Genomic DNA, 25,142 nt, shown 5'->3' on the forward strand with positions numbered 1-25,142 from the left:
AATCCCTGTTCTACTGCTAGTTTTATTTAAGTATGTTTTCTCGGTTGATGCCCAATCTCCTGCATAGTTCAAGTGCTAGCAGTGCAGCTATTACTATTTTTATTAGGTCAAATGTTATAAATGGTAGGAAGCCTAGCTGTAGCACTCTCATCACATCAACAGTATTTCCAACATAGTAGTTTAGTATTACGTACATATAGGGTAAACCTATTATGTACATTACAATTATACCGGCTAGGCCAGCTAAGGAGAAGTTAATGAATGATGTACGCTTTATTAGCTTTGATTGTACCCAAGCTGCTAGAGGAAAGCTTAATAGGAAACCAAAGCTAGGCAGTAGGATATATGCAGGTCCTCCAAATGGTGGTTTAGAGAAAACCGGAATACCTATTAGACCAATGAATATATAAGCTAAAATGCTTAAAAATGCAGCACGCGGTGATAGTAAGCAAGCTGCAAGCATAACTACAAAGGGCTGTAAGCTAAATGGTATGATTAACACCGGTTGAAATACTCTTATTAATATAGTAAGTACACATAATAAAGCTGTAAAGATTGCGGCTAAAACTAGTTCTCTAGTTGAAATCTGCATTTTTAAGATTACCCCCCAAAGTCGTTAACCTAATTCTATCACATGGTTAACAACCTTGAGTAGCCGTTTACAATGTATACTTTGGCGTGCGTGACACCGGTGTCACGCTGTGCCGCGTTAAATGTCTATTTCCAGTAGGTCGAAGCTTATGTCTAGGCTAATTGCAGAGTGGGTTAGGGCTCCTACTGAGATGTAGTCGACTCCTGTTTTGGCTATGTCTGGTAGGGTGTCTTCATTTATGCCACCCGATGCTTCTAATATTGCTTGACCATCTGTTATTTCAACTGCTTTTTTCATTTCGTCTACTGACATGTTATCAAGCATTATGATTTCTGCTTTCGATTCTAGAGCTTCTTGTAGCTGTTCAAGTGTTTCGACCTCAATTTCTATGTTTATGGTATGGGGGATTTTGTTTCTAACTAAGGTAACAGCTTTTTGTATGCTACCAACCGCTTTTATATGGTTATCTTTTATCATTACTCCATCATATAAACCAAAGCGGTGGTTACGTGCTCCACCTACTGAAACGGCATATTTTTCTAGTACCCGTAATCCAGGGGTGGTTTTTCTAGTATCAACTATTTCTGCTTTGTTGTATTTTATTAGCTCTGTCATTTGTTTGGTTTTGGTAGCAATTCCCGAGAGACGCTGTAAGAAGTTTAGGGCTGTTCTTTCACCAGTTAGTAAGGTAGCAGTTTTACCTTTTACTGTTGCAATGGTATCCCCTTCTGATATGGGCTGACCATCTTCTATAAGGATTTCAAATTCTATCTCATGGTCAATAAATTCAAATACTGCTTTTGATACGTTGATACCCGCTACTATGCCATCTGCTTTGGCATAGAAACGTGCTTTGGACATTTGGTCACTAGGGATAAGATTTGAGGTTGTAATATCACTATGACCAATATCTTCTTCTAGAGCTCTCAGTATTATTTCATCTAAACGCAAAAAGTTCATAAGTCACCTCACTGCTTTGTATTTTTAGAACAGGGGACGGTTCTTTGTTCTAGAACAAAGAACCGTCCCCTGTTCTACCCTGTTCTAAGTTCTCTGTTTTAGCGTTAGCAGTTGACAAAGGACATGTGTTTTATCCAGCGGACGTCGTCTCGTTTGGGGTAGTCGGAGCGATAGTGGCCTCCTCGGCTTTCTTTTCTCCACAGGGAGGCTTGTACTATTATCCTGGCTACAGTTAACATGTTTATTGCTTCGTAATAGGAAACGATGTTATCACTAGGTGCTAGGTTTTTATATATTTCAGTTATTTCTGTATTGGCTTGTTTTAATCCGGTTTCTTCTCTTATTATACCCACTTTTTCCCACATAATTTCTTGTAATTGTTTTTTTGCTTGGTTGGGTTCTATTGTGGGGTTTTCACTGGTAAAAACCCAAGTGGAATCGTAGTTTTTGAAGACTTCTTCAGGTGTAATTTTACGACGATATAATATTTCTTCTACGTTGTCGATTATTTTTTGTCCAAATACTATTCCCTCTAGGAGTGAGTTGCTGGCTAATCTGTTAGCACCATGTACACCTACACACGCTACTTCACCACATGCATAAAGACTATATAGGTTGGTTTCAGCTTTGGTATTAGTCTGAATACCACCCATGGTGTAATGGGCTGCTGGTGATACTGGAACTAGGTTTTTGGTTATATCTATGTTGTTTTGTAGACAGTTTTCATATATGTTAGGAAATCTTTTTGTGACATTTGGTATGTGTTTCATGTCTAGGTAAACGTATTCACTGTCTTTGGTCATCATTTCGTTTAGTATGGCACGAGAAACTACATCCCTAGGTGCTAGTTCTTCTAAGGGATGGTATTTGTGCATAAAACGTTCTTTGTTTTTGTTATATAGTAGACCACCTTCACCTCTAACGGCTTCTGATATGAGAAATCTTTGAGTGTCACGACTAAAGAGTACTGTAGGGTGAAATTGGATAAATTCCATATCGATGAGTGAACAGCCGGCTCTAAATGCCGCTGCCATTCCATCAGCTGTAGCTACATCAGGATTGGTTGTATATTTATAAAGCTGACCGTTACCTCCGGCAGCTATTATGGTCGATTTTGATATGTATATGTTGGTTTGATTTTTTTTCGTATCGTAGATTAGTGCTCCATAGCACTCTTGCTGGTTATGGTCTCCTAGTATGTCAACTAGAAATTGGTTTTCTAAAACTGTTATGTCCGGGCTTTCTTGACATTTTTGTACTAGTGCAGAGCGAATGGCTTCTCCAGTTGCATCTGCGGCATGAAGAACTCTTGCTTTGCTGTGAGCTCCTTCTTTGGTAAGTGAAACATTGCCATCTTTCATGTCAAAGGTAGCTCCAGCTTCTATTAGTTCTCGCACTCTTTGGGGGCCTTCTCTAACTAGTACATCAACAGCATCAATTTCACATAAGCCTGCTCCTGCTTCTAGGGTATCTTCTAAATGTAAAAAGGGAGAATCTTCTTCATGAACAGCAGCCGCAATTCCCCCTTGAGCAAGTTTTGTATTAGAATCTAGTAGTGTTTTTTTAGTTAGTACTATAACCTTTCCATAGGTTGACGCTTTTAGTGCAGTAAATAACCCAGCTATTCCACTGCCTATTATTAAAAAATCTGAATAAAATATTGGGGAATCTTTTTCAAGATCCCCAACATATCTAGTAATTATCATATATTTTATTCACCGTGCTTTCGCAATATTTCTTTTTTAAGGAGCTATGGCCAACATTCGATCAAGTGATTTAACAGCTTTTTGTCGGATGTTTTCTGGCACTTCAATCTCATGTTCCATAGTTTCTAAGGTTCGGGCGAGTTTTTCTAGTGTTATATGTTTCATTTCATTACAAGTAAACTCCGCCCTAGCAAGGTAAATCTTTTTATCGGGACAAGCTTTTTGCACTGTGTATAAAAAGCCTTCTTCTGTTCCTACTATGAATTCTTTTTCTTCACTTTCTTTTATATAGTTTAGTATACCTGATGTTGATTTAACAACATCAGCATTCCTGGTTACTTCAGGAGGGCACTCCGGATGAACTACTACTTTTGCATTAGGATGGAGAGCCTTTTGTTCTTCTACTTCATTGATTGTTAGTACGTCATGTATAGGGCAGTATCCTTCCCAGAATGTCATTTTACGACCTGTTTGATCTTGAATATACTGCCCTAAATTACGATCTGGTACAAAGAGAATTTCTTTGTCTTCTGGTATAGATTTAATGACTGCCTCGGCATTTGATGAGGTACAACAAATATCACACTCAGCCTTTACTTCTGCAGATGTATTGACGTAACAAACTACAACAGCATTTGGATGCTCGGCTTTTTTCTTTCTTAAGGCTTCTGCTGTAACCATGTCTGCCATTGGACAACCAGCCTCAATATCTGGTAATAGTACTTTTTTGTTTGGACTTAATATTTTAGCACTTTCTGCCATAAAGCTAACTCCACAGGTTACTATTACATCAGCATCTGTTTGTGCTGCCTGCTCTGCAAGCTGAAGTGAATCGCCTACAAAATCAGCAGTGTCCTGAATATCGGGATTCTGATAGTAGTGTGCCAGGATAATCGCATTTAGTTCTTTTTTTCTAGAAGCTATATATTCTAGTGTTTCCCTGGACATGATATAGTCGGCCTCCTATTCGTATTTGCCCAAGCATATTTTTTGGATTTCATTTTTTTCATTTACAAAAACTAGCTTTGGTTGATATTCTTTTGCTTCTTCATCATTCATCATGGTATAGGTTAGTATAATTATTACATCTCCTGCTTGCACTAACCTAGCAGCTGCTCCATTTAAACAGATGGATTTGGAGCCACGTTCACCTTCAATAACGTAGGTTTCAAATCTTTCACCATTATTGTTATTAACTATTGTTACTTTTTCATTTGGTATTATGTCGGAAGCTTCTAGTAAATCCTTGCCTATAGTAATACTACCTACATAATTAAGATCTGCTTCTGTAACAACAGCCCTATGAATTTTTGACTTCAACATATATCGCATCATCTGTTTACACCTCCACCAACTGATTATCGATAAGTCGAGTGTTACCAAATTTAACTGCAAGAGCTATAAGGATTTTTCCCTTAAGTTCTGATAAATCTGATAAATCTGATAAATCCTCTCCACTTAATATTTCTACGTAGTCTATATTAGCATTAGGACTAGTTTTTATATAGTCCTGTATTAGTTTTTTTACTTTTTCTACATCTTTTTCGCCATTTTCTATGGCTTGTTTACCTTTTATTAATGACTGGTTTAGTAATAGAGCCTCTTTTCTTAATTCATCACTTAGGTAAGTGTTTCGAGAACTCATTGCTAAGCCGTCTTTTTCCCTTATGATTGGCACTCTAACTATAGTTAAAGGGAAGTTTAGCTCTTTGACCATTTTTTCTATAACCATTACCTGTTGTGCATCTTTTTGTCCAAAGTATGCTTTATCAGGAAGGCATGTATTAAATAGTTTGCTAACAACAGTGGTTACACCTCTAAAGTGTCCTGGTCTTGATGCTCCACACAATTTGGTTGTTATTTCTCCACTAACCTCTACAAAGGTGTTATATCCGGCAGGATACATCTCTTCACCTTCAGGATTAAAAATTACATCCACATTTTCCTTTTCTAGTAGTTGGCTATCTCTTTTAAGATCTCGTGGATATATATCAAAGTCTTCTCCAACTCCAAATTGTATTGGATTTACAAAAATACTTACTATGACAATATCATTTTCTTTTCTAGCCGCTTTAACTAATTCAATATGACCTTCATGAAGGTAACCCATAGTAGGCACTAAGCCTATAGTTTTTCCTAGCCTTTGTTGTTCTCGGCTATAGCTTTGCATTTGTTTAATAGTTTTAATTATCTCCATTTGTATTACCTCTTGGAATTAATATAGTTTGTCTAAGACATCATCATTTATTGTAAACCCATGCTCATCAGCAGGGAAAGAACCTTCCTCAACCTCTTTTTTGTATTCTTTCAAGGCATCTACAATTATGGGTTGAAGGTTTGCATATTTTTTAACAAATTTCGGTATGTGCCCTTTAAACATACCTAGCATGTCATTTATAACTAAAACTTGACCATCACAGTATGGGCCTGCTCCAATTCCTATGGTAGGAATAGATACTTCTTCAGTAACCTTTTTGGCTAAGGGTGTTGGTACACACTCTAGTACTATTGAAAATACACCGGCTTTTTCTAATGCTTTGGCATCTGCAACTAGCTTTTTTGCTGTTTCTAGATCTTTGCCTTGCACTTTGAATCCACCTAATTGGTTTACAGATTGTGGAGTTAGGCCGATGTGACCCATGACTGGGATTTGTGCATCTATGATAGCTTTAACTGTATCTACCCTTTCAATACCGCCCTCTAGTTTTACGGTTTGGGCTCCAGCTTCTTGGATAAATCTGCCCGCATTTCTAACCGCTTCTTCTATTGATATATGGTATGAAAGGAATGGCATGTCTCCTACTACCATAGTATTGTTAGTAGCTCTAACTACTGCTTTAGTATGGTGAATCATTTCATCCATGGTTACTGGTAAAGTGTCTTGATAACCTAGCACAACCATGCCTAATGAATCTCCAACTAGTATCATGTCTATGCCTGCTTCTTCTACTAAAGCTGCTGTGCTGTAGTCATAAGATGTAAGCATAGTAATTGCTTCTTGGTTTTCTTTTTTATTCTTTAGCACTGATGTTGTTATTCTTGACACATCCATCACGCTCCTTAGCTCGCAGAAAAATTACGAGATAATTCTTTTATAAAAGTTTTTTGGAATTCTTCCATAGTTTCTTTGTCTATGGTTCCTTTTTCTAGAGCAATGTGTGCTGTATAGAATCCTAACCAACTATATAGTTTCATAAATTCTGGAGCCATTTCTTCTAAACAATCTACGTGTTTGGTTATAGTTGTAATATCTCCTCTTGCTATGGGTCCAGTTAAGGCTTTAGGAATACCTATATTCTCAATGTTATTAACTGTACCATTAACTAAAGGCATTAAGGCTTTTGTTGCCATGGGTTTTGGTATTCCAGTAGATTCAAGAAGCTTTACTCCAAAGTCTATTATGGTTACTAGGTAATTAGAAACAACACATGCTCCTGCATGATATAAGGGTTTGGCCTTTCTATCAATAACGAAGGATTCACCTTCTAAATCATTGACTATCGCTTCACCAATTTCATGTACTTTTTCATCTCCCTCTATGCTAAAAATTGATCCCGGAAGATTCAATATTGCCATATCGGGACTTGCAAAAGACTGTAATGGATGAATTGAAAGAACATTTGCTCCAAATTCTTTAGCTTTGTCCAGCACTTCTGATGATTGGGCACCACTCATGTGAATGACAATCTGTCCTTTATGGAAGGCTTTATGTCCCACAAGTGTATCCACTGCATCGTAAATAGCAGAATCAGAAGTAGTTATAAATAAAATGTCTACCGAGCGAGAAACTTCTTGAGGTAATGCCATTTCTTGACATTTTACGTGTTCGGAAAATTTTTTAATTGATTCTGGGTTTATATCATAAACTGCTGTTATATCCCATCCTTTTTTTCCCAAAACCACCCCGACTGCCGTTCCTACAACTCCCGCCCCTATAATGCCGACCTTTTTGTTATTCATTAAGAATAACCCCCTTTTGGTGCAGGAATAATTTCCTGATTTTAAACCGTCTCGATTCTATTTGTTTTAGGAATACAAGCGGTATTCCTCGAGGAGTATCGGCGGGAGATTACCCAAATTAAATTTTTGTAATAGAGTTACCTCCCTCTCGGGTTAATACTCTATCTAACACCTCCTTGATTCTTGTCCCATTTGGTAAGATAAGCTCAGGAGCTATCTCCCATAAGGGATATAGTACAAACAACCTCTTCAACATTAACGGGTGAGGAACCTTTAGTTCCTCTGAGTCAATACTTTGCTCTCCGTACAATAGAATATCTATATCTATGATCCGGGGACCCCACTTAATACTTCGTTGGCGCCCCATATTGATTTCAATGTTTTGAAACTTATATAAAAGTTTTAAGGGTTTAATATCAGTCTTTATTTCAATAACCTGATTTATGAAGTCATCTTGGTCTGTTTTTCCCCATGGTTTAGTAATGTATAATGATGAACAGTTTGTAATATCTACTCCATTAATTTTAGAGATTTCACTTATGCTTTTGTTAAGGTTTTCTATTTTATCGCCTATGTTTGATCCTAGACTAATGTATGATGTCTGTTGCATAAGATTCATCCTTAAATTAGCATCCGAACAGGAAAAAAGCAAGGTTTATTTGCGAAAACGTTTAATTTTTACAGCAAAGTAGTTAAACATACCTTCAACCGGTGCCTCCGGTTTATAAACAGTTACCTCCAAACCAGCTATGGGAAACCTTAGTAGTAAGGAAGCGGCTATGTTTTCAGCTAATGCTTCTATTAAATCATAGGATTCGTTTTCTACCACTTTTTTCACCTGATTGAATACACTGTCATAATTAATGGTTTTTTTTAAATCATCAGAAAGACCTGCCTCACTAAGAGGGATAAAAATTTCTAGATCTACTACAAATCTTTGGGGGTTAACTTTTTCATCAGGTAAGACTCCATGTTTACCCATAAATGTCATACCTTTTGCAATTATACTATCCATTTTCATTTATCACCGCATCTGTCATAGAGACAATTCTTTTGGTTTCTAATACATCATGTACTCTTAAAATATCAGCACCATTTGCTACAGCTAGAGCTGCTATAGCTAGGCTACCCTCTAACCGCTCATCTACTTCTAAATCAAGGGTTTTGCCTACAAATGATTTTCTAGACGCTCCTATTAACACTGGTTTTCCTAAGCTTTTGAGCTCTTTTATTTTTTTTATTATTAGTCTGTTTTGGGAAACTGTTTTGCCAAAGCCAATTCCAGGATCTAGAATTATTTTGTTTGCTTTAAGCCCGCTCTGTTTAGCTATTTCTATGGATTCATCAAGTTCAATTAGTATATCTGAAATTAGATCATTGTATTTTTCACCTTGTCCCATTTGCAATCTGTTGTGCATTAGTATAACTGGGGCGTTTTTTTCCACTAATATATCAATAAGATTTGAATCTAATTTTAATCTGCCGATATCATTTATTATATGTGCTCCTAAATCGAGCACCTTTTCTGCAACTTTGGCGCGAAAGGTATCAACTGAGATAATTATATCTTCTTTTGCTAGTCTTTCTACTACAGGAATGACTCTGTTTAATTCTTCTTGTTCATCTACAATAGTTGAATTTGGTCTAGAAGAGGCTCCACCTATATCTATTATATCTGCACCCTGCTCTACCATTTTTAGGGCGCGCTTTACTGCTGTTTCAGGATTTAAATAATTACCACCATCTGAAAATGAGTCAGGGGTAACATTTAGTATGCCCATAATTAAGGTTCTGTTACCCAGTTCTAAGATTGAACCATTAGCTAGTTCTATTGCACTAGCTCTTTGATCTATGGTTTTTAAAATGTACTCTATATCTACTGCAATTTCCTGCATTTTTTTAAAAGGTTGTATTTTTAGTTTTTCAATAATAATACTGTATTGTTTAAGTGTTGCCATTAGCAGTATGTCTGTTGTGCCTTCTGCATAAATACTGTTTCTTGATACAGCTGCTTCCCCACCTTTAGAAAGCATTTCTTGTTTTATGATGTTTGCTAATCGACAGGGAATGTCTTTTAGCATTATTAATCGATGCACAGCTTTAGGACTCATGTATTTTATTCCTGTTGAGTCAACTTCTACTGATTTTAATATGTGTTCTGCTTCTTTTAGATTATTTATTACTACAACTCTATTACCATTCATAAAAAACTCCGTTTTTTAGCAAATTAATATTCAAATGATGTCATGCTTATGCCAATTTCTTTGTTCATTACTTTAGGACATTTTCCTGCATAGGTGCAGTGACTACATACTCTAGAAAGGTTATCTGCACGATGTAATCTTTCACCTAAGAAACTCATATCTCTACTAATGTTTCTATGTTCATATATAGCTTGACATACAATGTCTGTTTCCATGGGATTAAAAAATGCGCGGGGTAATATTTCTCTAGCTAATTTTGATCCTTGTGATGCATGATCAACACCAATTTTGTACTCTTTCCATTTAGCCACATCATGTAATAGTCCAGCTGCATAAATAACTTCTTTTGCAGCTAGTTTTCCTGTTATGCCAGATTCTCTCATGAAATAATTCAGATCATTGTGTTCAAGCACTAGAATATATAATATGCGCGCCACATCAATGTGATGCTGCAAGTCATGACGACATACTTCTATGTCAGTCTCTGATTCTACGTTACGTTCTAAGTATTCATTGTAAAGAGTATCCTTTACTAACAACTCTACTCTTTTCACTTTTATTCACCTCTATATTTTTTTTGTTTTCTAGTATTTATATTACACTATTGTTGTAAAATTCCTTCATTAAATATCTAATTTGTATAAAATTAAGCCTAGTCGAATAATCGGACTTTGCTCAGCTGATTATGAAGTATGAATTAATTAGCTTTTGTTAGTGTAATCAAATTTTATTAAGCCTATTAGTTAAAAAGGGAAAGCAGTACGCTTTCCCTTCTTGTATTATTTGTTTTATTAGTCTTTGTTATCCTTTTTATTTGGTTCTATATTTCCCTCTTCCTCTTCTTTTCTGCGTTGTTCTTCTAATTCTCTTTGTCTTGCCTCTTCTTCTTCTTTTAGCCTTCTTTCTTCCTCTTCTTGATATCTTTTTATTTCTGCTTCTTGAGCTTCCTGACGTTCTTGTCTTTTAGTAATTATTTCTTTAATATCAGTTTCACCCTTCATAATTGCATCAAATTCATCAGCTTCTACAGTTTCTAACTCCATTAGCCCTTCCGCAACCTGATGAAGTTTATCCATGCTGTCTTTTAAGATTTGCTCTGCTTTATTGTAGCAGTTATCCACAATGTTGCTCGCTTCTTTATCTATAGCATAGGCAATTGCGTCAGAATAGTTTTTGTTTTGAGCTATATCTCTGCCTAAAAATACTTCATCAGATTTTTGCCCAAAGGTTAATGGCCCTAGTTCGTCTGACATTCCATATTCGGTTATCATTTTTCTTACTATTCCGGTAGTTCTTTCTAGGTCATTTTGAGCTCCTGTACTGATATCATTAAGCACTAATGCTTCAGCAACTCTTCCTCCTAGCAATGTACATATTTCATCTAATAGATGACTTTTTGTTATATAGTTACGATCTTCCTCTGGTAGCAGCAAGGTATACCCACCTGCTCGGCCTCGAGGTATTATTGATATTTTATGAACTTTATCACTATATGGTAGGAAATAGCTAACTATAGCATGACCTGCCTCGTGATAAGCAACTAATCGTTTTTCTTTTTCAGATATTACTCTAGTTTTCTTCTCTGGACCAGCTATTACTCTTTCTATTGATTCTTCTAGTTCAGTTTGACCTATTTTGGGCTTACCTCTTCTAGCAGCCAGTAGAGCTGCTTCATTAACCATATTAGCTAAATCTGCTCCTGTAAAACCGGGGGTTCTTTTAGCTACTATTGATAAGCTCACTTCATCAGCTAATGGTTTTTCTCTAGCATGAACTTTGAGTATAGCTTCTCGTCCTTTGACATCAGGATTATCAATTAATATATGTCGATCAAACCTTCCAGGTCTTAATAATGCCTTATCAAGTATATCTGGTCTGTTTGTTGAAGCCATTACTATTATACCTTCATTGGTTTCAAAACCATCCATCTCTACTAGCAATTGGTTTAGAGTTTGTTCTCTTTCATCGTGGCCACCGCCATAACCAGCTCCACGTTGACGTCCAACAGCATCTATTTCATCAATATATACTATACAAGGTGCATTTTTCTTTGCTTGTTCAAATAGATCTCTTACTCTTGATGCACCTACACCCACGAACATTTCCACAAAATCGGATCCACTTATCGAGAAAAATGGAACTCCAGCTTCGCCTGCCACAGCTTTTGCCATTAAGGTTTTACCTGTACCTGGCGAACCAAAAAGTAGCACGCCTTTAGGTATTTTAGCACCAATTTTTATGAATTTTTGAGGACTTTTTAGAAATTCAACTACCTCAGCCATTTCTTCTTTAGCCTCTTCAACTCCAGCTACATCGTCAAAGGTAATGTCTACATCCTCACCTGTAAGCATTTTTGCTTTGGTTTTTCCAAATTGCATTACTCGGTTGCCTCCACCCTGAGTTTGGTTCATGATGAATAGCAAGAATGCAATAAGGATTAGTATAGGAAACATGGTGGTTAACAGTGTCATCCACCATGGCGGAGGTGGTTCTTGCTCACTTTCAAAAGGCACCTTCTTATCATGGAGTTTTGCAACTAAAGCACTTTCTTTAGGAACAATTGCTTCAAAGTTGTCTCCATTTCTAAGAGTACCAGTTACTGTATATACCTGTTCTCCTATTAATAAATGTGCTTCTGAAATTTGACCCTGCTCTATGTTACTTACTAACTGAGGGTAATTCATTTCAGTTATTTCTTGCCTCGGTTCTGACGTCATTCTTATTGCAAATAATGCCAAAAGAACTATAAGGACATATATAGCAATGTTTTTAAGGGCTCTATCCAAGGTTTTTCCTCCCCTTTTAACTAATCAAAATTTCTGTCATATTGTAGCATAACCGCCTAACCTTTTCAATTTCTTAACATTATATTAGATAAATTATCTAAATTTATTCTATTTAATTATTGTTTCCATCACTTCCCTTTTTATAACTAAAATCCTTTTAGTATCTGCATCTACAATAGCATTTTCAGAAACTCTATAGCCTAAAACAGCATAAATTTCCTCATAAGAAGCTAGAATAGGTACACTATCTCTTTCGTAATAAGGAATTTTGTTATCAATAAAAAAGTCTTTTAATTTTTTGCTTCCTTTAAGTCCATGAGGCCTAAAGGTATCTCCAGGGTCACGAGACCTTATAAAAAGAGGTCTATTTATTTTATCATAATCAAGATACATATATATATTTGAATGATTTTTATATTTGTTAGCTTCAATTATATCAAAGGTATAGGTTTCACCTTTTTCCAATAACTCTACCTGTCCGGGTATTGGCACTTCATAGGAAAATTTATCCTTTATTAAATTTTCGTTTGTAAATACTAGTTTATCATAAGACTTATTAACCTTAACCCCTTTTTTTAAATTAATTGTCTTAGATGAGCCTTGCTTTTTACTTAATCCTAAAATGGAATCTACATCATTCATATCCCATCCATTTTCACCAGCAAGTTTTGTAAGTGCAAAGATAGCTAGGCGTCGTTTATAGGCAGGGTGAAACTCCTCGATTTTTTGGTTGTCGAGGATGATAAGGTTTTTTTCTTTTTTTAATAGTATTTTAGACCATAGGTTTTGGGTTTGTTTTTCTATAGCCTCGTTTTCTTCCTTAGCAATTTGAGAAAGCTGGTTTAAGTTTTCTACTATACGAGGATTGTATTCTTTTAAGTATGGAATTAGTTCGTTTCTTACTCTGTTTCTTAGGTGTTCAGTGTCATAGTTTGTTTGATCAATATTATAAGGTATTTTATTTTCTTTAAGATATTCTATAATTTGTGTTTTGGTTAGTGGTAAAAGTGGTCTAATTAAGTGGTTATTTTGAGGTAATATACCTCTTAAACCTTTTATACCACTACCTCTTAAAAAATGTAGTAGAACTGTTTCTGCTACATCATCATGGTGATGAGCAGTTGCAATAAGGTTGGCATTTAGCTCTTTTTTTAGTTGAGAAAAAAATTTGTAACGCATTATACGTCCTGCTTCTTCTAGGGACAGTTTTTGGTCTTTGGCAATTTGATCTATTTTATATGTGCGCGTATGAGTAGGAATGTTTCTTTGGGCACACTGATTAATGACAAATTGCTCTTCTTCATCAGCCTCAGCTCTCAGGCTATGATTTAGATGAGCAGCAGCCAAGGTAATTTGAAGTTTGTCTTTAAGTTTATGTAAGATGTCTAAAAGGGCCATCGAATCCGGCCCTCCAGACACAGCAATTATAACCAGGCTTTTTGGTTTGATTAGGTTATGCTGTTTTATGAACTTTTCTACTTTCAATAACATAGTAATCAACCTTAGTAAAATTAGTGAGTCAAAGGGGACGGTTCCTTTTGACTCAAGCTTTTTGAGTCAAAAGGAACCGTCCCCTTTGACTCATGACTCGCCTTCCGACTCAATCCCCCCTATTAATTAGGGAAGTTTAGATCGATATACATACATATTACACTCATATCATCATTAGGTATACCTCTTGCTTGAGCTAGTGCATGGTTTAGGATGGTTTCAGCTACTATTTGAGGGTCGTCCTCGTTTAGGTTTGATAATAGCTGCATTAACCACTCCTCTCCATCTTTTCCTCTTGCGTTTTCTAACACTCCATCACTAACCATTACCAACATATCCTTCGGGCATAATGATCTTTTTTGGCTTTTTACTTCAACATCGTCTAGTATTCCTGCCGGCAGGCTATTTGAAGTAACTACCCCCACTTTTTTTCCGCGCTTTATATACGAAGGGGCACATCCTATTTTTATAAAGTCAACTTCTGCAGTATATAAATCAATCATTGTCATATCTATTGTAGCAAAAGTTTCATTGGTAGATCTAAGTAATAAGGCTGAATTTATAGTTTTTAATGATATTTCTTTGTTAAAACCACTATTTAATAAGTTTTCTAATAAGCCTACCGCTGTTTTGCTTTCAGTAGAAGCAACCTCTCCTACTCCCATACCGTCACTTAATGCTATTAGCTCTTTACCTTCTTTGAGAGTAGCTATTGTAAAACTATCTCCGCACACTTTATCCTTAGCAACTTGGGCTGCTCCACTTATTACTTTATAGTTAAAGGATCTAGTCAATGTAAATTCACAGGAACCTTTCCCCATAAAGTGAGGACATCGTTTTTCACACACCTCCATTTTTTCTCCCATAATAGAAGATATTGATTGAGATATATTTAGTTCACAGTTATCACCTGTAGTACAAGAATCTGTGATTATATTTATATAAAGCTGGTCTCCATTTGTTCTTATAGGATTTAGTTCTTTTATGTTCAATCCATAGTTTTTTGTTTCTTTAAATAATTTTTCTCTTAGCTCAAAATCTAGTACAGTTTTTATATCTATTTCTTCGGCTAGGCCTTTTATTAAATGACTCACCCCTTTTAGTTGATTTGCCACTAAGCCTCTTGATTCTTCTAGTTTTTCTGTCCAATATTCATTCATACGTAAATTATCAAATAGGTAGTTTACTGTTGAAATTAAATCTCTACTATATAAACACCTCCTTTTAAATTCAATTGAACAATTTTCGTATTCGATCTGTCCATAGGTCTCAGCTATAGTAAATAGATCTAGTAGTTCCTGCGAAGTATTATAAGAGTCTTTGTCCCAACAATTATGATGTCTCGAGCATCCTTCGCAAAATCCTTGGGATAGTTCTTCATATAAGTAGTTTAAATATAATTCTTTATTATTTTTTACTTTAATAGTTTGTTCATCTGTAAATGTTGAGCTAAGTTCATCAAAAACCCCTGCTAGATGATGAATTCTATTTTGTGCTGCTTCTTTTATTTTGCCATCTATTAGCTCAAAATCTTTTTCTTTTAGGTTGCTTATAGGGCCTAAGCTTTGTATAGGAACCTTCTCTTTTAATGAAGAAGGGAGTAAAAAGAAAACTATACTAGCAATAGCAGCTTCCCATAAGCCTAATATGGCTGTGTTTATATCTTGTATAAAGAATGAGATCCCCATAGCACCTAGCATAAAGCCTATTATTACACCTACACGGCCAAAGTTTTTAAATAATCCCGCTAATAATCCTGCGACTGCGTACATTCCTAAAGTATGAGCAAAAATGCTAGAAGCTACAGATGGTATAACTCCTGCCATGACTCCTACCATAGTTCCACCACCACTACCCCATAAAAATGCTGCCACTAATATAGTAAATTTACACAAGATACCGGTAAGGCTTAAACTTCCTATATAAACATCATTTAGCCCCATTATTATTCCAATACCTAGTATCATAAATGCTGCAATTTCTTCAAAACTAAATGTTACAAGTGGTTTTCTAGCCTTTACAACATCACTGGCTACTACTAACACAAAGGTTAGTATACCAGCTAATAGTGCTTCAAATATTACTACCATTTCATTATAAAAGGTTAACCCCTGAGTAAGTAGTAATACTGTCTTTACTAAAATAATTGATGCCGACACCATAAAGGGTAAAGCCCACCATTTGCGCTCATCTGGAATTGTAATGTAATACAGAACTCCCACAAGTGCAAATAATGCTACTATATTTGACCAGAGGGCATATCCCTCAAGCACTGTAGCAAACCCTGCTGTTCCTGCTACTGCTAGCAAAATAGCTTTGCGGTTATCCACAAATCCAAATGCTGCTACAAAAGCAAAAATAAAGGGAAGTAAATCACCTAATATAAATGCTCTTGCCATAATAACTGCAGCTATTACTAATACAATGTTTTCTACTGTAACTAGATCTTTTATAGCTTCACGGCGATTTGCCGTAATAAGTGTTTTTGAACCTCCCATTAGTTTTTTAATATAATCAATTGAAATTGTTTTCTTAGATTTTGGTTTTCGAACTGGTTGTTCTGCAACTCTTTGATAAGGGTAAATTTCTAGCCTGTCCAACATCAGAACACTCCTCCTATCTACATTTGGTTTGGTTTCAGGTCCCCTTATTATAAACAAGAGTATATGGTAAAATTTGTCATTACAAGGAGACGTATTCTGATTTTCTTTATACAAATAATTGGTTATATCATTTAAGTTCGAGGAAATCGCAATATAAAAGTGCAGATATAGGATGTATTTCGTAAATACAAAAGTGATTTAGTCAAGATTACTATAAAAATAGATAGAAAAAAGGGCTTTGCCCGCAATGGCAAAACCCTTTTTATAAATAATAGACTAGTTTAGCTTACTTTCTTAGGTATGTATACCAGTAGAATCCTGATACAAATACAACAGCACCTACTATATTACCTAAGGTTACAGGAATTAAGTTAGCAAAAACAAAGTTGCCATATGTGAATATTTCAGCTGATGGAACAGCAATTCCTAATGCAGCTGCACCGTTTGCAATAGCAATTCCCATTGGAATAAAGAACATATTAGCAATACTATGCTCAAATCCGCTGGCTACGAAGGCCATGATTGGGAAGAAACAAGAAAAGATCTTGCCTATTACATCTTTTGCTGCAAGTGCTAGCCATACAGCCATACATACTAACCAGTTACAAAGAATACCACGTAGGAAAGCTGCTTCCCAAGTTAAATTAAGTTTTCCAGTTGCTATACCTAAAGCTCTTTCACCTACAGCTGTTAGAGAAGCACCGTCTGTCCAGTAAACTGAGTTGTAAACTAAAAACACTAAAAGCAAAGAACCTATAAGGTTAGCAAAATACACTACTACCCAGTTATATACTGTTCCTCCGATTGAAGCCTGTCCGTTTAAGTTTGAAATAACACAAAACATGTTATTACCAGTAAATAGTTCAGCTCCACCAATAACAGTCATCATTAGACCTACGGAGAAGACTCCACCAAATAAGAATATCTCGAAAGCTTGACCACTAAAATTTTGAGTTACTACAGTTGCTAAATTAGCTCCAAAAGCTATGTATGCACCTGCTAGGATTCCTAATAAAATCATTTTGCCTATAGGCAGTTCTGCTTTGGCCTTACCACTATTGGCGGCCGCTGCTGCTACTTCAGCTGGTGTTTGAAAGTTCATTACTTCACTCTCCCCTTCTTTAATAATTTTTTGTTCTTCTAAATGCTATGACTAAGAGCTAGTTCTAACGTCCCCCCCTTCTAACCAATAAGTTACCTGTTACTTTTACACGCACATTTAAACAAAGTATTTTTAATACTTTATTGCAAATAACAGGCATACTTATCATAAACCACGGACATAAATTTCCTTAATGCCAGTGGTCAATGCCTTTAATGATTGTTTAATAACAATTTAATTTATACATATTTAATTGCATTGGTATTTATGCCCTTTTTATAGACAAAGCCATATTATTGCTAATAATTAAGGCTTATGATATAATAAGTGAAATAAATAACATTTTAAAGCAAAAAATTTAGTACAAGATAAGATTCTACAAGAGTTTATATGTTCCTGCAAAAATATTTGTAATATTTAAAAATTTTATGGTTTATATAAATTTTATTAATTCGGAGGTGTGGTTATATGTCAAACGCTGGCGCAAAAGTCGATGCCAAAAAAGTTTTGGACAATCTCAAGGATGGTATTTTATCATTCGAAAAAAGTTTTCCACTTGAAGAATTTAAGAAAGGAGATTTTAAGCACAATCCATCAGTAACACTTCTAAACTGCGCAGATGCCCGCATGCCTGCTAATATGTTTGGACAGTTGTTCAACAATGTTTTTGTTATTGAAAATATCGGGAATCAGGTTAGAACAAATGAAGGCTCTGTTTTATATGGGCTTTTACATTTGCGCACACCACTTTTAGTTATTACCGGACATACTGACTGTGGAGCAATTAAGGCATCCCAAACTAATTTTGTAGATTTAGAATTTGCTTTAAGAAACGAACTTTCTATAGTTAAACAATCAATAGAGGAAGGAACCTCTAAAAGCAGTTTTGAGTTTAGTAGTGATGCAGCAGTTAAAGCAACTGAATTAGCAGAGTTTAATGTTGATAGCCAGGTTAATTATTTAATGAAAAATGAGGCTGTTGCAAACTTAATTAATAATAATGAGTTACTTATACTTGGACTTATGGTAGATTTACATAATATTTATGATAATGGTCACGGGAAGATTTATACCATAAATGCAAACGGAGAAAATAATGCCGATGTGCTAAAAACATATGCAAATCTAGGAACTTTTGCAGATCAAGCGAAAAGATTAACTAAGGTTTAAGGTTTAATTTTTAATTTTTAATTCTTAATTTTTAATTATAAAAGGGGAGCAGTTGTTCCCCTTTTTTTATGTTCTGTAATGACGGGGACGGTTTGGAGTGACCCCGTCATTACCCTAGTTTAGTAATGACCAAATTGTGCCTTCCATTATATCGCTTTCGCTAATTGTTATTTCATTTTTTTCTAGGAGGTCCATTATTAAGAGGACTACTTTGGCACCACCAGTGATGATGTCAGCTCGCTCTGGTTGGAGGCCTGGCAGACGTTTGCGCACGTTTAAGGGCATGCGTTCTAGCAGGTTATATAAATCGGCTACCTCTTCTCTTTTTAGTTTATAGCCATGTACTATATCTGGTTTATATGTTTCCATCCCCTCCTTTATTGCTACTAAACTAGTAGCAGTCCCACCTACAAAAGCCAACGGACTATTTTCAAACTTCTCTTTATGTTCTAGAATCTCTCTAAAGATATTTTTTATATCAAAAATACTCATGTTATTCTCAGTAACCTTAACTGCACCTATAGGTATAGAGTTTACATAGGAATATTCACCATTAAATATAAACTCGGTACTACCTCCACCAAGGTCTACTAACACTGGTAATTGCTCAAATTTTAACCCTTTTTCCACACCTAAGTAACTTAATTTTGCTTCTTCATCTGACGATATTACATCTATCTCTAATCCACATTGCTCTTTTACTTTTAATAAAAAATCCTCTTGATTTTTTGCTTCTCTTACAGCATTGGTCGCTATTACTCTAAAGCTTTGGGCTTTATGATTTTCGATTGTTTTTTTAAAGTCATTTAAACAAGATATTGTTCTATTTATTGCATCAGGACTTAAATTAGAGGATTTGCTTAAACCCTCGCCTATCCTTGTTATTTCTACTTGTTTTTTTAAAGTATTTAAGCCATTGTCTGTAACCTCAACAATTATTAGTCTGCAAGAATTTGTACCTATATCGATAGCAGCATATTTCAAAGTTTAACCCTCCGATTTTTTATTTAAATATTACCATATAAAAAGCACTTCGTAATGAAGTGCTTTTTTTTATTCACTATTTTTATTGCCTTTGCTTCTCCGCTTAGGCTCAACTTTATTTTTAAGAGGTTGCATCCTCTCATCACTTTCTTTAAAAAACTTTGCTATTTTATCATCTAATGTTACTTTAGAACCACCCTGAGAGCCTTGATCGTGCGATCTAGCACTTCTTGGTTTTGGTTTAGGGCTAGGTTTTGTTGAGCTTTGTGGTTTATCTCGATTGTTTGGTTTAGGCTCTGGTTTTAAGGCCTTTTTAATAGATAATCCTATTTTTTTACCGGCTACATTTAGGACTTTTACCGTTACTTCATCACCTTCTTTTAAAAAGTCATTTACATCTTTTACATAAGTATCAGCTATTTCTGAAATATGCACTAGTCCTACAGCACCACCAGGTAGTTCAATAAAGGCTCCGAATTTGGTAATACCTTGTACCTTTCCATGAATAATTTCCCCAGGAGCAATATTGGTTTGTTCAGTCGGCATAAAAGTTAAGATCCCCCTCAAAATATACTATTATTATTGTATAAAATACTACCGTAGTAGTCAATATCAATCTGTTATTTTATTTCCAGTTTTTGTTGTCATTAAAAAGGATTCTCCCTGTCTTACCAAGCCTAATTGTTCTCTAGCAATTTTTTCTATTACTTCTGGTGAGTCTAGCTGACAAAGTTTTTCGTCTAGATATTCCTGCCTTTCAAGCAATTGAGCCTTTTCTTTTTCTAATTCTGCCTTGCGTAATGATAATTCCCATATGTTTTTAGCTCTAGGGACTATTGTTACTAGAAGCACTACACAAATAACTCCTATAATAATTTTTTTTACAAAATTACTCTTCATCACTATCCTCCCCGCCAAATACACCTAATATGTCTCCGGGGAGTACAATTACAACTTCGTAACCCTTAGAACGAGCACGATTGTAAAGTGTAGCTACGGTACTAGCACTGACTTTAAGCGTTTTGGCTATTTCATCAGTTCCTTTACCCATTTCTTTTAATGCTACTACTTGTTTTTCTCTAAAGCTAAGTTTTTCTGCTCCCCGAATTTCTATCTTCATATCTACAACGCTCTATCCACATTTTATCCACAATCTGTGGACAATATTTTTACATATTTACATATTCGAGGAGTTTTATTTAATTCCTGCTAGTTATTTATTTTTTCCTTTAATCCTCTTCGTTATCAGGTGGAGGTCCTTTATCTTTTTTTAATTTTTCTTTTACAAAATTTCTACAATAGGCCAACCCTTTGACTGTTATTTTTATAGTTTTACTAATTATATAGACAGTTGAGTTTGCTGCAAAAGTAATGGGTTTTTCAAGCCTTTGAGATAATACACGATAGTATATAACTACTCCAGCTAATAAAGCTAGTAATACATATATTCTCATTTCTCCTTGATTTATCAATAACATGCCCACAAATACAACAAATATCAGCATTACCCATAAAATGAAGTCAAGAATATATAGTAGGTACCTTCCTATACGGGCTCTTCTAATGGTTAACTGATAGTACTGAAAAATAACACCTGTTAATATCCCCAGCATCATAGTAAGTATAAAGGCTTGAAACTGGGCAAAAAGCCCTGACAATTAAATACCCCCTTATTTCAGCAGACGAGTTAAAATGTTTTTGCCTTTGCTTTTTAGATCTGTTCCCTGGGCTTTGTATTCCATAATTGATACAGTACCTTGTATTGCAACCTTGTTTTGTTCAAGATTAAGCATTGTTATGTGGAGATTCTCCCCAGTAATGTTTAGGTATCCCATGTTGGTTTGAAGGATGATTTCCTCTTCATCAAATGTTATAACACTAGTTACACCTACCATCTCTAGATACTTGCGATCTTCTAAATATAAAGAATGCTCAGCCATAAATTCGCCTCCTTAATTTCAAAGGGATTATAGCTCCCTATTAACTCATGACAATTTATCCCTTATAAAACTATGCTATATTCAAGGGCATTTATGACAACTTTTTAATGTATTTTTAATTAGATGTTGGTAAATAAGACAGACATGGGAGCATAAAAATGTCCTGTGTATTAACACAGGACATTTTGCTTATTATTCAATTATTTTATAAAGATTTTTAGCTTCATTTGCTTTCACATTGTCTTTTAGCTCTATTACTTCATATACATTTTTTTTATTACCAGTTTGGATTGTAATTAAATCACCTTGGTTTACTTCGGTTGAAGGTTTTGCAACTTTCCCATTTATTAGTACCCTCTCATTTTCAGCAAAGTCTTTTGCAACAGTACGCCTTTTGATAATTCTAGATATCTTTAAAAATTTATCTAGGCGCATTATACTAAAGAGTCTTTTAGTGCTTTGCCCGCCTTAAATGCTGGTACCTTCGTTGCTGGAATATTTATTTCTGCTCCAGTTTGAGGATTTCTTCCTTTTCTTTCTTGTCTTTCTCTAACTTCAAATGTGCCAAATCCGATTAGTTGTACTTTGTCCCCTTCTTGTAAAGCTTCTTCAACAGAGCTAAAAAAAGCATTAATTGCTTTTTCCGCATCCTTTTTTGTCATGTCTGTCTTTGCAGCAACTTGACTTATTAGTTCTGTTTTGTTCAAGTTATCCCTCCTATGTTTTTGGTATATTATGGCTTATTCTAGTCCTATTAGATATATCCTTCTTTTTGAAGGAATTTCTGATAAATTAGGTTTTTAATCTTAAGGTATTATAGGCCGTTTGTCTTGGCTTCATCCCATAAAAAGTCCATATCCTGTAGGGTTGCATCTGTCAAACTATTCCCATTAGCTTTAATTTTTTGTTCTATGTAATTAAATCTGCGTAAAAATTTATCATTACATCTTTGTAGAGCTTTTTCGGGATCAACGTTTTTCATTCTGGCTATGTTTACAACCGCAAATAATAAGTCTCCAGTTTCTTCTATTATTTCATCCTCATTGTTAGCTTGTGATAATTCTTTAGCTTCCTCTATCACTTTTTCTACTGCTCCGTTTACATCTGGCCAATCAAAACCTACCCGTGACGCTTTTGTCTGCATCTTTTCAGCGCGCATTAGTGCAGGTAAAGTATTTGGTATTCCTTCGAGTGTTGTTTTCTTTCCCTCCTTTTTTTTAAATTCTTCCCAATTTTGCATAACATCATCACTTGTAGATAAGTTCATATTGCTAAAAACATGAGGATGTCTAGAAATCATTTTTTCAGTTACTGTTTTTACTACATCATCAAAGGTAAAAAAGGATTTGTTTTCTGCTAGCTTAGAGTGAAATACTACCTGTAATAGTAAGTCCCCTAATTCTTCCCTCAGTTTATCCATATCATTTTCTTTTATTGCATCTATAGTTTCATATGTTTCTTCTATCATATATCTCGTAAGCGACTCATGAGTCTGCTCTCTATCCCAAGGGCACCCTTCAGGTGATAACAACTTGTCCATTACCTCTAAAAGCTCTTTCATGTCTATGACCACCTTTCTCAAACCCCTAAGGGTTTTAATTATTAATTTTGGTTTCACTGCGACAAGCTAAACTTAGGCTATGGAATCGGCTGAGCAAACATGTTTATCACGCCGCTCATCGGTCTTTATCTTCATTTTGGCTTAGCGCTTATTATCTAAGATGATTTTTTATTTATACTTAGCTGTGATCTATGCACCACGCCTTGCCATTCGGGACTTAAATAAACCTATTTGCTCAGCCTTAATTTTTTTGTAGTTACTTTTTGCAGCAGAATCAATTTTTAATTTTTAATTGTTGTTGAAAAGCAACGCTTTTCTTCTTTTTTATCAACGAATCACTCTTACTTATGAATACCACTTATCCCTTATTAACAACTAATACAGATAAAAGGGAAACAAAAGTTTCCCTTCCACAATTAAGAATTAAAAATTAATAATTAAAAATTATTTAGTCCTACACTCCCTTAATAATCCGTTTTATCATGTTGATATCTATTTCTCTTAGTAAGAATAGTAGCACTCCATATATGGCTATACCAACGAATATTGCTAATATAGTTGCAAGGTTTGATCCGAGTCCATACATTATCAAGGCATCAAATGCTGTTTTAACACCTATTACCATAAGTATTGTTGTTATGGTTATTTTTATTAGTCTTCCTATTTCATAACTTACACCCGTTAGTTTTTTTAGAAATATAAGGTTTAGTATTGCACCAATTGAAAATGCAACAACAGTACCGATTGCTGCTCCTTGAATGTTTAGAGCAGGGATTGCTGTAAGGGTATAGTTAAATAATACTTTAAATGCTCCTGCTACCACAAGGTTTCTCATTGCTATTTGAGGTTTTCCAATACCCTGTAATCCCGCACTTGAGATTTGGAATGCTGCTAGAGCTATTGCTGAAAAAGCAAGTGGCTCAAGAGCAAAACCTACTTGGGGAATGCCATATAGTAAATCACTTATTGGATATGCAAGTATAAAGAGTCCTCCTGCACAAGGAAGAGCGACTATCATACCCGCTCTAAAACCATAATTAAGACGGCTTTGTAGTAATAGTTTGTCGTTTTGACCTTTTGCTTCTGATATAGCAGGTACTAAGCTTGTGGCTATTGCTATGGTAAATATTGTTGGAAGACCTATTAATACTGCAGCCATTCCTAATTGCCCAAATAAAGCGGTAGCTTGGGATGATGTATATTCAATAGCAATAAGCCTACTAGGTACTATTACTGCATCAAGCATTTGAACTAAGGGAAATACAACTGCTCCAACTGATACAGGAATAGCTAATTTCATCATTTCTTTACTAAGGTTAAAAGAGCTTATGCCACTTAATTGTAGTTGAGTTGGAGACATTTTTTCTCTTTTGGAGTATCTAATATAGAATATTATAAGAACGATAAGTCCTGTAATACCACCTACTACAGCACCGAATGTAGCACCAGCAGCTGCATATTCTAAACCATAGGGAATTAGTAGGTATGCAAATAAAACTACTGCACATACTCTAAATAGCTGTTCGAACACCTGTGATACTGCGGTGGGTACCATTGTTTGATATCCTTGAAAGTAACCACGAAATACCGACATTAACGCAGCAAAAAATATTGCAGGAGCTACTGCTAATATAGGATAGTATGCTCGAGGCTCTTCTAAAATATAATTTGCTAAAAAATATGCTGATTGTGCTAAAAGAAAGCTTAATATTATACCCAGAAAGAAAAGTAGCACCAAGGATGACCTAAATAGCTTTTTAATATCACCTGTAAAGCCTTCAGTTTGTTTGCGAGAAACTATTACAGAAATAGCTACTGGTATACCCGCTGTTGCTAGTGCCAAAATGGTAATATATATAGGGTAAGCCATCTGATAAAGCCCCATGCCTTCATCACCTATTAGCCGTGCTAAAGGTATGCGGTAGATAGCCCCTAACATTTTACTTATACCACCTGCTATACTGAGTATAACAGCCCCCTTAAGGAAGTTCTCCCTTGTCACTATAATTTTCCTCCCCATGCTCGTGAGCACTATTATATCATACTATATATTTTCTCTGTTACCGATATTTTTTTAGATAAT

The 25,142-nt window shown here is 35.3% G+C and carries 27 protein-coding genes; 1 reads left to right on the forward strand and 26 read right to left on the reverse strand.

What is annotated here, in order from left to right; translation table 11 throughout:
• Positions 1 to 22 precede the first annotated feature (22 nt).
• The 16 genes from SYNTR_RS09420 to SYNTR_RS09495 form a co-directional block, all read right to left on the reverse strand.
• Entirely contained in the window at positions 23 to 592 is a 570-nt protein-coding gene (locus tag SYNTR_RS09420) for a biotin transporter BioY (protein ID WP_156204279.1), read from the reverse strand.
• 117 nt (positions 593 to 709) lie between these two features.
• On the reverse strand, positions 710 to 1,552 hold the full coding sequence (gene nadC, locus SYNTR_RS09425; protein ID WP_156204280.1) for a carboxylating nicotinate-nucleotide diphosphorylase: 843 nt from the start codon (positions 1,550 to 1,552) through the stop codon (positions 710 to 712).
• 104 nt (positions 1,553 to 1,656) lie between these two features.
• On the reverse strand, positions 1,657 to 3,258 hold the full coding sequence (gene nadB, locus SYNTR_RS09430; RefSeq protein WP_156204281.1) for an L-aspartate oxidase: 1,602 nt from the start codon (positions 3,256 to 3,258) through the stop codon (positions 1,657 to 1,659).
• Between the two features lie 36 nt (positions 3,259 to 3,294).
• The gene (gene nadA / locus SYNTR_RS09435) at positions 3,295 to 4,206 is read right to left on the reverse strand and encodes a quinolinate synthase NadA (protein ID WP_156204282.1); all 912 of its coding nucleotides are present in this window, start codon (positions 4,204 to 4,206) and stop codon (positions 3,295 to 3,297) included.
• Positions 4,207 to 4,221: 15 nt separating this feature from the next.
• Positions 4,222 to 4,593, reverse strand: a complete 372-nt coding sequence (gene panD / locus SYNTR_RS09440; protein ID WP_156204283.1) for an aspartate 1-decarboxylase — start codon at positions 4,591 to 4,593, stop codon at positions 4,222 to 4,224.
• A gap of 4 nt (positions 4,594 to 4,597) precedes the next feature.
• Positions 4,598 to 5,455, reverse strand: coding sequence for a pantoate--beta-alanine ligase (gene panC / locus SYNTR_RS09445; RefSeq protein WP_156204284.1), 858 nt, complete (start codon positions 5,453 to 5,455; stop codon positions 4,598 to 4,600).
• 18 nt (positions 5,456 to 5,473) lie between these two features.
• A complete protein-coding gene (gene panB, locus SYNTR_RS09450) occupies positions 5,474 to 6,310 on the reverse strand; it encodes a 3-methyl-2-oxobutanoate hydroxymethyltransferase (protein WP_156204285.1) in 837 nt (278 codons plus the stop codon).
• Positions 6,311 to 6,318: 8 nt separating this feature from the next.
• Positions 6,319 to 7,218, reverse strand: a complete 900-nt coding sequence (locus SYNTR_RS09455; protein ID WP_156204286.1) for a Rossmann-like and DUF2520 domain-containing protein — start codon at positions 7,216 to 7,218, stop codon at positions 6,319 to 6,321.
• A 118-nt stretch (positions 7,219 to 7,336) separates the two neighbouring features.
• Entirely contained in the window at positions 7,337 to 7,828 is a 492-nt protein-coding gene (gene folK, locus SYNTR_RS09460) for a 2-amino-4-hydroxy-6-hydroxymethyldihydropteridine diphosphokinase (RefSeq protein WP_156204287.1), read from the reverse strand.
• A gap of 45 nt (positions 7,829 to 7,873) precedes the next feature.
• A complete protein-coding gene (folB, locus tag SYNTR_RS09465; protein WP_156204288.1) occupies positions 7,874 to 8,233 on the reverse strand; it encodes a dihydroneopterin aldolase in 360 nt (119 codons plus the stop codon).
• The gene (gene folP / locus SYNTR_RS09470) at positions 8,226 to 9,422 is read right to left on the reverse strand and encodes a dihydropteroate synthase (protein ID WP_156204289.1); all 1,197 of its coding nucleotides are present in this window, start codon (positions 9,420 to 9,422) and stop codon (positions 8,226 to 8,228) included. Before folP ends, folB begins: the two co-directional genes overlap by 8 nt.
• Before the next feature lie 23 nt (positions 9,423 to 9,445).
• Complete coding sequence (locus SYNTR_RS09475; RefSeq protein ID WP_156204290.1) at positions 9,446 to 9,976, reverse strand: HD domain-containing protein; 531 nt, start codon at positions 9,974 to 9,976, stop codon at positions 9,446 to 9,448.
• Between the two features lie 237 nt (positions 9,977 to 10,213).
• Entirely contained in the window at positions 10,214 to 12,208 is a 1,995-nt protein-coding gene (ftsH, locus tag SYNTR_RS09480) for an ATP-dependent zinc metalloprotease FtsH (RefSeq protein WP_197079096.1), read from the reverse strand.
• 108 nt (positions 12,209 to 12,316) lie between these two features.
• Positions 12,317 to 13,606 carry a tRNA lysidine(34) synthetase TilS gene (gene tilS, locus SYNTR_RS09485; RefSeq protein ID WP_197079097.1) on the reverse strand — a complete coding sequence of 430 codons (1,290 nt, stop codon included), beginning with the start codon at positions 13,604 to 13,606 and terminating at the stop codon, positions 12,317 to 12,319.
• Between the two features lie 215 nt (positions 13,607 to 13,821).
• Positions 13,822 to 16,302 (reverse strand): stage II sporulation protein E, encoded by a 2,481-nt coding sequence (spoIIE, locus tag SYNTR_RS09490; protein ID WP_156204292.1) that lies wholly within the window; start codon positions 16,300 to 16,302, stop codon positions 13,822 to 13,824.
• A gap of 286 nt (positions 16,303 to 16,588) precedes the next feature.
• Complete coding sequence (locus tag SYNTR_RS09495; protein WP_156204293.1) at positions 16,589 to 17,404, reverse strand: formate/nitrite transporter family protein; 816 nt, start codon at positions 17,402 to 17,404, stop codon at positions 16,589 to 16,591.
• 468 nt (positions 17,405 to 17,872) lie between these two features.
• On the opposite strand from SYNTR_RS09495, the gene SYNTR_RS09500 reads away from it, so the two are divergent.
• On the forward strand, positions 17,873 to 18,574 hold the full coding sequence (locus SYNTR_RS09500) for a carbonic anhydrase (RefSeq protein ID WP_156204294.1): 702 nt from the start codon (positions 17,873 to 17,875) through the stop codon (positions 18,572 to 18,574).
• Between the two features lie 114 nt (positions 18,575 to 18,688).
• Here SYNTR_RS09500 and SYNTR_RS09505 read toward each other — a convergent pair whose 3' ends face one another.
• The 10 genes from SYNTR_RS09505 to SYNTR_RS09550 all read right to left on the reverse strand — a co-directional run bounded on the left by SYNTR_RS09505 (position 18,689) and on the right by SYNTR_RS09550 (position 25,061).
• Positions 18,689 to 19,558 carry a Ppx/GppA phosphatase family protein gene (locus SYNTR_RS09505; RefSeq protein ID WP_156204295.1) on the reverse strand — a complete coding sequence of 290 codons (870 nt, stop codon included), beginning with the start codon at positions 19,556 to 19,558 and terminating at the stop codon, positions 18,689 to 18,691.
• 69 nt (positions 19,559 to 19,627) lie between these two features.
• On the reverse strand, positions 19,628 to 20,104 hold the full coding sequence (locus SYNTR_RS09510; RefSeq protein ID WP_156204296.1) for a S1 RNA-binding domain-containing protein: 477 nt from the start codon (positions 20,102 to 20,104) through the stop codon (positions 19,628 to 19,630).
• Between the two features lie 66 nt (positions 20,105 to 20,170).
• On the reverse strand, positions 20,171 to 20,458 hold the full coding sequence (locus SYNTR_RS09515) for an FtsB family cell division protein (protein ID WP_156204297.1): 288 nt from the start codon (positions 20,456 to 20,458) through the stop codon (positions 20,171 to 20,173).
• Entirely contained in the window at positions 20,448 to 20,678 is a 231-nt protein-coding gene (locus tag SYNTR_RS09520; RefSeq protein ID WP_156204298.1) for a helix-turn-helix transcriptional regulator, read from the reverse strand. Before SYNTR_RS09520 ends, SYNTR_RS09515 begins: the two co-directional genes overlap by 11 nt.
• Before the next feature lie 109 nt (positions 20,679 to 20,787).
• The gene (gene yabQ, locus SYNTR_RS09525) at positions 20,788 to 21,216 is read right to left on the reverse strand and encodes a spore cortex biosynthesis protein YabQ (protein WP_156204299.1); all 429 of its coding nucleotides are present in this window, start codon (positions 21,214 to 21,216) and stop codon (positions 20,788 to 20,790) included.
• A gap of 12 nt (positions 21,217 to 21,228) precedes the next feature.
• On the reverse strand, positions 21,229 to 21,498 hold the full coding sequence (gene yabP, locus SYNTR_RS09530; RefSeq protein WP_156204300.1) for a sporulation protein YabP: 270 nt from the start codon (positions 21,496 to 21,498) through the stop codon (positions 21,229 to 21,231).
• A gap of 192 nt (positions 21,499 to 21,690) precedes the next feature.
• Positions 21,691 to 21,933 carry an RNA-binding S4 domain-containing protein gene (locus SYNTR_RS09535; RefSeq protein WP_156204301.1) on the reverse strand — a complete coding sequence of 81 codons (243 nt, stop codon included), beginning with the start codon at positions 21,931 to 21,933 and terminating at the stop codon, positions 21,691 to 21,693.
• Positions 21,933 to 22,205 (reverse strand): HU family DNA-binding protein, encoded by a 273-nt coding sequence (locus tag SYNTR_RS09540; RefSeq protein WP_156204302.1) that lies wholly within the window; start codon positions 22,203 to 22,205, stop codon positions 21,933 to 21,935. Before SYNTR_RS09540 ends, SYNTR_RS09535 begins: the two co-directional genes overlap by 1 nt.
• Positions 22,206 to 22,312: 107 nt before the next feature.
• Positions 22,313 to 23,071 (reverse strand): nucleoside triphosphate pyrophosphohydrolase, encoded by a 759-nt coding sequence (mazG, locus tag SYNTR_RS09545; protein WP_243140283.1) that lies wholly within the window; start codon positions 23,069 to 23,071, stop codon positions 22,313 to 22,315.
• Between the two features lie 442 nt (positions 23,072 to 23,513).
• The gene (locus SYNTR_RS09550; protein WP_243140180.1) at positions 23,514 to 25,061 is read right to left on the reverse strand and encodes a putative polysaccharide biosynthesis protein; all 1,548 of its coding nucleotides are present in this window, start codon (positions 25,059 to 25,061) and stop codon (positions 23,514 to 23,516) included.
• Positions 25,062 to 25,142 lie beyond the last annotated feature (81 nt).

It is taken from the genome of Candidatus Syntrophocurvum alkaliphilum (assembly GCF_009734445.1).
Taxonomy (GTDB): Bacteria; Bacillota; Syntrophomonadia; order Syntrophomonadales; family Syntrophomonadaceae; genus Syntrophocurvum; species Syntrophocurvum alkaliphilum.

Coding starts and splice junctions, on each gene's coding strand:
- SYNTR_RS09420 (WP_156204279.1), bottom strand. CDS start 592: ATGCAGATTTCAACTAGAGAACTAGTTTTAGCCGCAATCTTTACAGCT.
- nadC (WP_156204280.1), bottom strand. CDS start 1,552: ATGAACTTTTTGCGTTTAGATGAAATAATACTGAGAGCTCTAGAAGAA.
- nadB (WP_156204281.1), bottom strand. CDS start 3,258: ATGATAATTACTAGATATGTTGGGGATCTTGAAAAAGATTCCCCAATA.
- nadA (WP_156204282.1), bottom strand. CDS start 4,206: ATGTCCAGGGAAACACTAGAATATATAGCTTCTAGAAAAAAAGAACTA.
- panD (WP_156204283.1), bottom strand. CDS start 4,593: ATGATGCGATATATGTTGAAGTCAAAAATTCATAGGGCTGTTGTTACA.
- panC (WP_156204284.1), bottom strand. CDS start 5,455: ATGGAGATAATTAAAACTATTAAACAAATGCAAAGCTATAGCCGAGAA.
- panB (WP_156204285.1), bottom strand. CDS start 6,310: ATGGATGTGTCAAGAATAACAACATCAGTGCTAAAGAATAAAAAAGAA.
- SYNTR_RS09455 (WP_156204286.1), bottom strand. CDS start 7,218: ATGAATAACAAAAAGGTCGGCATTATAGGGGCGGGAGTTGTAGGAACG.
- folK (WP_156204287.1), bottom strand. CDS start 7,828: ATGCAACAGACATCATACATTAGTCTAGGATCAAACATAGGCGATAAA.
- folB (WP_156204288.1), bottom strand. CDS start 8,233: ATGGATAGTATAATTGCAAAAGGTATGACATTTATGGGTAAACATGGA.
- folP (WP_156204289.1), bottom strand. CDS start 9,422: ATGAATGGTAATAGAGTTGTAGTAATAAATAATCTAAAAGAAGCAGAA.
- tilS (WP_197079097.1), bottom strand. CDS start 13,606: ATGGCCCTTTTAGACATCTTACATAAACTTAAAGACAAACTTCAAATT.
- spoIIE (WP_156204292.1), bottom strand. CDS start 16,302: ATGTTGGACAGGCTAGAAATTTACCCTTATCAAAGAGTTGCAGAACAA.
- SYNTR_RS09495 (WP_156204293.1), bottom strand. CDS start 17,404: ATGAACTTTCAAACACCAGCTGAAGTAGCAGCAGCGGCCGCCAATAGT.
- SYNTR_RS09500 (WP_156204294.1), top strand. CDS start 17,873: ATGTCAAACGCTGGCGCAAAAGTCGATGCCAAAAAAGTTTTGGACAAT.
- SYNTR_RS09510 (WP_156204296.1), bottom strand. CDS start 20,104: ATGCCGACTGAACAAACCAATATTGCTCCTGGGGAAATTATTCATGGA.
- SYNTR_RS09515 (WP_156204297.1), bottom strand. CDS start 20,458: ATGAAGAGTAATTTTGTAAAAAAAATTATTATAGGAGTTATTTGTGTA.
- SYNTR_RS09520 (WP_156204298.1), bottom strand. CDS start 20,678: ATGAAGATAGAAATTCGGGGAGCAGAAAAACTTAGCTTTAGAGAAAAA.
- yabP (WP_156204300.1), bottom strand. CDS start 21,498: ATGGCTGAGCATTCTTTATATTTAGAAGATCGCAAGTATCTAGAGATG.
- SYNTR_RS09535 (WP_156204301.1), bottom strand. CDS start 21,933: ATGCGCCTAGATAAATTTTTAAAGATATCTAGAATTATCAAAAGGCGT.